This window comes from Brachyspira pilosicoli, from assembly GCF_019402445.1.
GTDB classification, from domain to species: domain Bacteria; phylum Spirochaetota; class Brachyspiria; order Brachyspirales; family Brachyspiraceae; genus Brachyspira; species Brachyspira pilosicoli_B.
In genome coordinates this window covers 1-3,515 of the sequence record NZ_SRZM01000008.1, presented here as the reverse complement: position 1 = coordinate 3,515, position 3,515 = coordinate 1, and the positions used below count along the sequence as shown (strand labels likewise).

The window sequence follows — 3,515 nt, the reverse complement described above, 5'->3', positions numbered from 1 at the left end:
TTAGGAGCATAATCTCCGTTAATATCCATTTCAAAATACCATTCTAAATCTTTAATAGGTGTTATATAAAGTTCGGTATAAGCAGACCAAGCTAATGCATGTGTTAATCCTTCTCCTTTTAAACCACTATCAATAATAGTGTATCCTAATCCAGGTTCCATATACAATGTAACTATATCACTGCTTGCTTCTAAAGCTAAAGTAGGTAATATAGACAATTTATAAGTTTCTCTTTCAAGTAAATTCGCTGAATTCATAGGTATTACTATGCTATCTGAAAATACTTCATAACTTCCTATAAATTTTCCTTTAGCACCTAAAGAAGTATCATAAGTTACTTTAATAAAAGGATTAAGAATAACATCTCCAACTAAAGCTCCAAAATATAATCTAAAATCAAAACCAAAAGAGGAAGAAGTATATTTTGTTACAGTATCTCCTATGGCATCTGTTGTAACTGTACCATATTTTAATATTAATCTTATTTGGTTAATTAAATCTATTCCTGTATAATATCTTATTTGAGGATCTAAGCTCATTCCTTTATGTTTATAATCTTCACTTCCATATAGTTTATCAGTAATTGCAATCTGAACTGGTATAGCTATTCTTAAATTATTACCTAATGCATTAATAGCCAAAACAGGAGTATGTATGTCTAATTTTTTATTAGCTATTGAAAAATCTTCTGATATTCCTGCAGCAGTGTAATTGTAAGCAACACCTATACCTATTAAATCTGATGTATAAGCTATGCCTGCTGAAACTGTAGTGTTTAATTGAAAATTGTTTGAAGAAGATATTAATATAGAGCCTAAATATCCTGTATTAGCTCTCAATCCAAAAGTACCCTTCACTGTATTATTTCCTAATACAAAGCCTAATTGATCCATTCTTGCTCTAAATTGATTTCCATCTGTAAGAAAATCAATCCAATCATTATTGTTTCCATACATACTAAAAGCTAATGAGTTAGCAATAAATAGTATAGAAATAAAAGTTATAACCTTTTTCATGAAAAAATCTCCAAATTTTATATTTATAAATAAAATTTTGTATAATTTTATACGTAAATAAAAAAAAATCAACATGAACAACTGCTTCCATCTGGATGCTTGTGCTTATGTGATAATTCCATGTTTATTTGATTTTTATCAAGTTCAACTAATGTGCCATTTTCAAAACAGAATACCCTATTTGATATTTTTGACATTCTCTCAATATCATGTGTAACCATTACAATAGTTATTTTTTTATCTTTATTTAGAGCTTGAAGCAAATTATATAAAAAATTAATAGTTTCAATATCAACACCATTTGTAGGCTCATCTAATATTAATAAATTAGGGCTTTGCACTAAAGTTCTTGCTAAAAAAACTCTCTGTATCTGTCCGCCTGAAAGTTTTGATATTAGTCTATCTTTATAATCATACATACCTAAAAGTTTTAATGCTTCAAATACTTTTTCTTTATGATTTTTATTTGGAAATTTAAATAAACCAATATCAGCAAACATATTAGACATTACTATCTCATAAACAGTTGCAGGAAAATTTAATATTTTGTAGTATGCATTCTGCTCTAAATATCCAATGTGCTGCCAATTTTTAAATTTTTTAATATCTTCACCGTATAGTTTTATTTCACCTCTATATTGATTAACTTCACCTAAAATAAGTTTTAATATAGTGCTTTTGCCTGCCCCATTAGAACCTATAATAGAAACAAAGTCTCCTTTATTTATATCAAAACTTATGCATTTTAATATGTCTTCTTGAGTGTATCCGAAATGCACATTTTTAAAACTTATTATATTTTCCATTATAGAACCTTAATTAATTATTTAATTATTTTATTAATTATTAAGACCATTTGTTATAGCTTCGAGATTTTTTTGCATTATAGAAAAATAATCCTCTCCAGATTTTATATATTCTTCACTTAAAGATTCTATAGGGTTTAATGCACTCACTTTTACACCTGTTTCTTTTGCAATAGAATCTACAAGCTTAGAACTTGAGAAGTCTTCATAAAATATAGTTTTAATATTGTTGTTTTTTATAAAATTAATTGTTTGAGCCATAGCCTTAGCATCTGCTTCATCTCTTGCTATTGCAACTTGATTAAGATTATATTCTTTACAGAAGTGTCCGAATGCAGGGTGAGTTACAACCAAATTAGTATTTTTTATATTTTGTAAATTATCTCTAAAATTTTTATCAAGCTCATCTAATTTATTAGCATATAAATTGTAATTAGAATTATAATAATCAGCGTTTTTAGTGTCTAATTCTATTAATGCATTCTTTATATTTTCCATTTGAACTTTTGCTTTTTTAGGTGAAAGCCAAAAATGAGGGTCTAATTCTTCATTGTTTATATTTGAAGAAGCCTCTAAATATTTTAAATCTTTTATTGTATTTTTAACAGTATCTGCCCAATGCTCCATTGAAGCACCATTATATATAAATAGATTAGCTTTGCTTAAATTAGCCATATCTTTTGATGTAAGCTCAAAGTCATGAGGCTCAGAACCTGCTGAAGTTATATTATAAATATCTATTTTTTCCCCGCCAATTTTTTTAGCGAAATCATAAATAGGGTATATACTTGCATATACTTGAAGTTTGTCGGTTATGTTTTGATTATTATTATTGTTACAAGAAATAAAAGAAACTAATATTAGTGATAAATAAAAAAGATATTTCATCTGTGTTTATCCTTATAGTATTATAATATCGAAACATTATAATACTATAAAAATAAATTTCAATGTTTTAATGCTATAACAATTATTCTACTTTTTCAAAATTGCTTTTAGGCTCTCCGCATAATGGGCATTTCCAATCACTAGGAAGCTCTTCAAATGGAACACTTCCTTTATATTCAAATCCGCAAGTTTTACATCTATAAATTGCTTTAGGCTTTTCAACTGCTTCTTCTTTTTTTTCTGCTTTGTTTTCGTATGCATTTGCAGTGGAAGCGTTAGGAGGAGTTTTTCCTTTTATTACTGTATGATAATAAGAATAAGTCATAGAGTTAGTATTATTATCAAATATATCAGCATCTACTAATTCACCTATAAACAAAGTATGAGTAAATACATCGAAACTATTTACAACTTTACATACAAAATAAGCATTAGCATCTTTTATAACAGGAAGACCTTCTTTCATCTCATAATTAACATTTTCAAATTTATTGGCATCTCTTGAACTTCTAAAACCAAAACCTCCTATCAAAGCAGGGTCGCTTTTTTCTGAAAGAACTGATAATGCAAATTTACCGCTTTTTTTAATGCATTCATTGGTATAATTATTTTTGTTTACACTAATCATAATTGTAGTTGGAGTTGATGTTATTTGTGTGGAGGTGTTTATAGTACAGCCTACTGGTTTATCACCGTCCATTGTAGTTAAAATATACATTCCATAAGATAATTTTGTTAATGCAAATGTATTCATAGTTCTTACTCCTTATTAGTAATAATTATTATTAATTATAGTAAATTTTTT

4 protein-coding genes are annotated in these 3,515 nt (G+C 27.1%); all 4 read right to left on the bottom strand.

What is annotated here, in order from left to right; all coding sequences use genetic code 11:
- The coding region (locus tag E6A48_RS00230; RefSeq protein WP_219708050.1) for a variable surface family protein at nt 1–1,016 on the bottom strand (1,016 nt) is incomplete at its 3' end.
- A 68-nt stretch (nt 1,017–1,084) separates the two neighbouring features.
- Entirely contained in the window at nt 1,085–1,822 is a 738-nt protein-coding gene (locus E6A48_RS00225; protein ID WP_219708049.1) for a metal ABC transporter ATP-binding protein, read from the bottom strand.
- A 33-nt stretch (nt 1,823–1,855) separates the two neighbouring features.
- Nucleotides 1,856–2,710 carry a metal ABC transporter solute-binding protein, Zn/Mn family gene (locus E6A48_RS00220; protein ID WP_219708048.1) on the bottom strand — a complete coding sequence of 285 codons (855 nt, stop codon included), beginning with the start codon at nt 2,708–2,710 and terminating at the stop codon, nt 1,856–1,858.
- Nucleotides 2,711–2,792: 82 nt separating this feature from the next.
- Entirely contained in the window at nt 2,793–3,464 is a 672-nt protein-coding gene (locus E6A48_RS00215) for a flavin reductase (protein WP_219708047.1), read from the bottom strand.
- Between the last annotated feature and the right edge of the window lie 51 nt (nt 3,465–3,515).

What these genes read in the sequence shown, in the direction of transcription:
- E6A48_RS00225 (WP_219708049.1), bottom strand. Translation starts at nt 1,822, where the DNA reads ATGGAAAATATAATAAGTTTTAAAAATGTGCATTTCGGATACACTCAA.
- E6A48_RS00220 (WP_219708048.1), bottom strand. Translation starts at nt 2,710, where the DNA reads ATGAAATATCTTTTTTATTTATCACTAATATTAGTTTCTTTTATTTCT.
- E6A48_RS00215 (WP_219708047.1), bottom strand. Translation starts at nt 3,464, where the DNA reads ATGAATACATTTGCATTAACAAAATTATCTTATGGAATGTATATTTTA.